The sequence below is a fragment of the Pedobacter sp. 05L430 genome (genome assembly GCF_056397585.1).
The window spans coordinates 1-6,192 of record NZ_JBFTNT010000297.1 but is presented as its reverse complement, the minus strand read 5'-3'; the positions used below and the strand labels follow the sequence as shown (position 1 = coordinate 6,192).

3 protein-coding genes and 1 rRNA gene are annotated in these 6,192 nt (G+C 38.5%); 2 read left to right on the top strand and 2 right to left on the bottom strand.

The features are described 5' to 3' along the window. Positions 1 to 1,563, top strand: a 1,563-nt coding sequence (pafA, locus tag AC1DG9_RS22960) for an alkaline phosphatase PafA (protein ID WP_477635306.1), incomplete at its 5' end; no start/stop codon positions are given. A gap of 85 nt (positions 1,564 to 1,648) precedes the next feature. After that, the gene (locus tag AC1DG9_RS22955) at positions 1,649 to 4,951 is read left to right on the top strand and encodes a methylmalonyl-CoA mutase family protein (RefSeq protein ID WP_477635305.1); all 3,303 of its coding nucleotides are present in this window, start codon (positions 1,649 to 1,651) and stop codon (positions 4,949 to 4,951) included. On the opposite strand, the gene AC1DG9_RS22950 is transcribed toward AC1DG9_RS22955, so the two are convergent. Then, positions 4,874 to 5,851 (bottom strand): acyl-ACP desaturase, encoded by a 978-nt coding sequence (locus AC1DG9_RS22950; protein ID WP_477635304.1) that lies wholly within the window; start codon positions 5,849 to 5,851, stop codon positions 4,874 to 4,876. The genes AC1DG9_RS22955 and AC1DG9_RS22950 overlap by 78 nt on opposite strands. Before the next feature lie 235 nt (positions 5,852 to 6,086). After that, a 5S ribosomal RNA gene (gene rrf / locus AC1DG9_RS22945) occupies positions 6,087 to 6,192 on the bottom strand; the annotation flags it as partial.

Here is a 6,192-nt window from a genome sequence, read left to right as displayed (position 1 = left end):
ACATTAAACAGACCAAAATTAGTTGTAGGCTTAGTTGTTGATCAAATGAGATGGGACTATCTGTATCGTTACTATAGCAGATATTCAAATGGTGGATTTAAGCGAATGGTAAATGAAGGGTTCTCTGCTGAGAATACTTTTATTCCATACACTCCTACCTATACAGCATGCGGACACTCGAGTATCTATACCGGATCAGTTCCAGCTATTAACGGGATCATTGGAAACGATTGGTACGATCCACAATTAAAACGAGGAGTTTATTGTGCCGAAGATACCACAGTTAAAACGGTAGGTAGTGATACCAGAGCTGGCTTAATGTCTCCTAAAAACTTACTTACCACAACCATTACTGATGAACTTCGTTTAGCTACAAACTTTAAAAGTAAAGTAATTGGCATATCACTAAAAGACAGAGGATCAATTTTACCAGCAGGTCATTCTGCAAATGCGGCCTATTGGTTTGATGGGGGAACTGGCGATTGGATTACCAGTACACACTACATGACTCAATTACCATCATGGGTAGTAGATTATAACAAGTTGAAAATGGCAGACAAGTATTTTGAGAAGAACTGGAATACATTATATCCAATTGAAACTTATGATCAAAGCACTAGCGACAACAAAGAGTATGAAGGAAAATCTAGAGGAGAACAAACCCCTACCTTCCCTCATCCTTTCAAATTGTATGCAGGAAAGAATTATGAAATGATAAAAAGTTCTCCTTATGGAAATACAATGACTTTAGAGTTGGCCAAACTTGCTATAAATTCAGAGCACCTTGGTGAGGGAAGTTCCACTGATTTCCTTGCTGTCAGCTGTTCTGCAACAGACTATGTTGGACATCAATATGGGCCAAATTCAATAGAAGCAGAGGACACGTACCTAAGGTTAGATAAAGATTTGGAACAGTTCTTTAATTATCTGGATACTAAAATTGGCAAAGGAAATTATCTAGTGTTTTTATCTGCTGATCATGGGGCAGCGCATGTTCCAGGTTTTATGACTGAGAATAAACTACCTGGGGGGCTATTCAATGACTCTCCGGTTATAAAGAGTTTAAATACTACAATTGAAGAAAAATTTAAAGTAAAAAAGGCAATCATCACTTCTACTAACAGCCAGTTTTACTTCAACCATCAGGCAATTAAGGACGCCAATGCCGACTTTGATGCAATAAAAGCATTAACAATTGCAACAATAAAGGAGCAAGATGGAGTTATGGATGCAGTAGATCTCACTAAATTAGCTAGTTCTACCCTACCTGAACCAATAAAGAAAGCCATTACTAATGGATATAATGCACGTAGAAGTGGCGATGTTTATTATATATTGAAATCAAACTATTTCGAAGGCGGAAAAACAGGAACAACTCATGGTGCATGGTTCCCATATGACTCGCACATTCCGTGTGTATTTATGGGATGGAATGTAAAACCAGGAAAAACAAATAAAACTCATTACATGACAGATATTGCAGCTACCCTGGCTGCAATGCTCCATATTCAGATGCCTAGTGGCTGTATAGGCGAACCTATAACAGAACTAACACATCAATAAAATCTTTATAGGTACAAGAAGGCCACTCAAGAATATTTTTGAGTGGCCTTTTTGTTACCTTTGATTACCAATTATTAAACCAGCTATGGAACAAATTGAAATCTATAAGCCCAAACATAAAATCCGTTTTGTAACTGCCGCGGCATTATTTGACGGACATGATGCTACAATCAATATCATGAGAAGGATTCTTCAATCCTCGGGGGCAGAAGTAATACATTTAGGCCATAATCGCTCGGTTGAAGAAGTTGTAAACTGCGCTATACAGGAAGATGTTCAAGGGATTGCGATGACTTCCTATCAAGGTGGTCATATCGAATATTTTAAATATATGTATGATTTGCTTCAGGAACGTGGGGCACCCCATATCAAAATATTTGGTGGTGGTGGTGGTGTGATCCTGCCTTCGGAAATTGCGGAATTACAGGCTTACGGTATTACAAGAATCTATTCCCCTGATGATGGCCGTAAAATGGGGTTGCAAGGCATGATTAATAATATGCTTGAACAAACTGATTTCATCACTACAAAATCTTTAAATGGGGAATTAAAAAACATCCCAAAAAAAGATATCAAAAGTATTGCTGCAGCAATCACAGTTGCAGAAAATGATCCAGATGCTGCTCAATCTTTCGTAAACGAGTTAAAAAAACTGACTATCAACAACAATGCTCCGGTACTTGGTATTACAGGAACTGGTGGATCTGGTAAGTCATCCTTAGTTGACGAGTTGGTAAGAAGATTCCTAACAGAGGTAAAAGATAAAACACTTGCAATTATCTCAGTTGATCCATCAAAGCGCAAAACTGGAGGCGCCWTACTTGGAGATAGGATCAGGATGAATGCAATAAATAATTCCCGAATATATATGCGCTCATTGGCTACAAGGCAAGCCAATTTAGCACTTTCAAAAAACGTTCAGGAGAGCATTGATATCTGCAAAGCTGCAGGTTATGATCTAATTATAGTTGAGACTTCCGGTATTGGGCAATCAGATACTGAAATAACGGAGCATTGCGACATCTCTTTATATGTAATGACTCCCGAGTTCGGTGCAGCTACCCAGTTGGAAAAGATTGATATGCTCGATTTTGCTGACCTTGTTGCCATCAATAAGTTCGATAAGCGTGGTGCCCTGGATGCTTTACGTGATGTCCGAAAACAATTTAAACGCAATCACAATCTGTTCACTGCAGATGACGACAGTCTTCCTGTTTATGGTACAATGGCTTCTCAATTTAACGATCCGGGCATGAACAATCTCTTTACTGCCTTAATGCAAAAGATAAAGGAAAAGACAGGAATCGATTTTAAAGCCCAAATGGAGCTTATAGGAGGAGAATCCGAAAAGATTTATATAATTCCCCCAGACAGAATACGATATCTCGCAGAGATCGCTGAATCTAGCCAGACATACAATGAATGGGTAGATAAACAAGCTGCAATTGCTAGAAAAATGTATCAATTACAAGGTGTTATTGATCTTTCAACTGAGGAAAACCTAACAAACACCTTAAAAGAGATTTATCAACATCAAGAGGAACAACTGGATGGAGAATGTAGGAAATTACTGCGCCAATGGCCCGAGACTAAAACCAAATACCAGCAAAAGTTCTTTGTATATAAGGTAAGAGATAAAGAGATCAAACAACCACTCTTTTACGAATCACTCTCTAAATTGCAAATCCCAAAGGTATCGCTCCCTCGATATAAGGATTGGGGCGACATTCTTCAGTGGTTATTGACAGAGAATGTCCCTGGTGAATTCCCGTATGCCGCCGGTGTTTTTCCCTTAAAACGCGAAGGAGAAGACCCAACCCGCATGTTTGCAGGAGAAGGTGGACCAGAAAGAACCAATAAAAGATTTCATTATGTATCCTTAGGTCAGCCTGCACACCGCTTATCCACGGCCTTTGATTCTGTAACTCTTTACGGAGAAGATCCACATGTACGCCCCGACATTTATGGCAAAATAGGCAACTCTGGTGTAAGTATAGCAACTCTCGATGATGCTAAAAAATTATACTCCGGTTTTGATCTTTGTGCTTCATCAACCTCAGTGTCCATGACAATAAATGGGCCCGCACCTATGTTATTAGGATTTTTCATGAATGCAGCAATAGATCAGCAATGCGAGAAATACATAATTGAAAATGGACTACAAAAAGAAGTAGAGAACAAAATTCTTTCGATATATAAGGAAAAGGGACAGCAAAGACCAACATATAATGGCTCTTTACCTGAGGGGAACGATGGTCTGGGATTAATGCTTCTTGGCGTAACCGGCGATAAGGTATTACCAGCAGATGTATACGTTAAAATTAAAGCACATGCCATAAGTACCGTGCGCGGCACTGTCCAGGCAGATATTCTTAAGGAAGATCAGGCACAAAACACCTGTATTTTCTCTACTGAATTTGCCCTAAGGATGATGGGTGACATTCAAAACTATTTTATTACCGAAAAAGTACGCAACTTCTATTCAGTATCAATCTCCGGATATCATATTGCTGAAGCAGGTGCAAATCCAATATCTCAACTTGCCTTTACATTGAGTAATGGTTTTACTTTTGTTGAATATTATCTGAGCAGAGGAATGAACATTGATGATTTTGCGCCTAATCTATCTTTCTTCTTCTCTAACGGCATCGATCCTGAATATTCGGTGATTGGCCGTGTAGCAAGGCGTATATGGGCTAAAGCAATTAAAAACAAATACAAAGGAAATGATAGGTCCCAAAAACTGAAATATCATATCCAGACCTCAGGCCGTTCATTGCATGCTCAGGAAATTGATTTTAATGATATACGCACAACCTTACAGGCTTTATATGCAATCTATGATAACTGTAATTCTCTTCACACAAATGCTTATGACGAGGCTATAACGACTCCAACCGAAGAATCTGTGCGCAGGGCGATGGCTATTCAGTTGATCATTAACAGAGAACTAGGCTTAGCTAAAAATGAAAACCCACTGCAAGGAGCCTTTATCATTGAAGATTTAACTGATCTGGTTGAGGAGGCAGTATTGTTAGAGTTTAAACGTATTAATGACAGAGGAGGGGTATTAGGAGCAATGGAAACCATGTATCAGCGTGGTAAAATACAGGAAGAAAGCTTATACTACGAGACGTTGAAACATACTGGTGAATATCCTATTGTAGGGGTAAATACCTTTCTAAATAAAAATGGCTCACCTACAATAATACCCGGAGAGGTAATTAGAGCAACAGAAGAAGAAAAACAATATCAAATTACAGCACTTAAGACCTTTCAAGATAGAAATTCAGACTTGTCGGCAGCAGCACTAAAAAAACTTCAAAAAACTGCTATTGCCGGAGAGAATATATTTAATGAACGCAACGCGCAACAGCCTGTTTGGTAAAGCCATGATATAATCACGTGCTTTTTCTCCGGCTTCATTTAAATCACGCATACTTTCTAACTTCCACTCTTCAATTAACTGTTGCATGATTTCCACATAATCAATCGCAGTATACACTCCTAAACGTTGAGCAGCATCAGTAAAATGTCCGAATGTTTGTCCAATTTTCATACCCATTTCGCGTAAAAAGTGAGCAGGCATTACGATTTTCTTTCTCATCATATCTTCAAAAGCGACCATAGCCTCATTTGGATCAACTTCAAATATTTTCGACATAAAATCTTTATATGCCTTTGCATGACGTGCTTCATCAGATGCAATTACTCCACACATTTTAGAAAGTAATGTGTCACCATCCTTTTTAGCTAAAGAAGCTACTCTCCTGTGAGAAATATTTGTAGCTAACTCCTGAAAACTAGTATATATAAAATTTCTATATGGATCATGGCCGGTTCCTATATCAAACCCATCTGCAATTAAGTATTGAGTTGATATTTCCATCTGGCGCATATCAACGCGACCTGACAAGTAAAGATATTTATTTAATAGGTCACCATGCCTGTTTTCCTCCGCAGTCCAGTGACGTACCCATTTCATCCATCCACCTTGTTCATTTCTAGTAATCCCGTCCACCATACAAAGCCAYGACTCGTATGTCGGTAATGCTTCTTCCGTAATTGTATCACCTATTAAAACAGCTACAAGATCATAAGAAAGATCCTTAGCATTCTCACGTAATAATTTTATATCCTGGTAGAAAGTTTCACTAGTAGAATCGGGCAAAAAATCAGATGGCTGCCAATTTGTATCAATCGGTTTCAGGTATGTTTCCATCATATCAAGCATATAGCCTTCTATATGTAACATTACTTCCCTTCTCTTTTCCGCGAATAAATTCATTCGTTTATATTATTTTAAATTTGTATCAAATATACCAAAATTATTGCATAAAGATGGTTGCACCAATACTTTATTAAGAAATAATCTAAGGCCCCTATCCCCTTATCTGGTTGATTATTATGTAAGGTATTTATGAATATAAGAATAACATAGCATTCATCAAGAAGGTTTTTCTTTCAGAAATGTATATAAACACAAAAACCCTGCAGCGTTTAGCTGCAGGGTTTTGCTTAAGATTTGGCACCGACCTACTCTCCCACGTGTTACCGCAGTACCATCGGCTCTGGTGGGCTTAACTTCTCTGTTCGGAATGGGAAGAGGTGGACACCACCGATATAGGC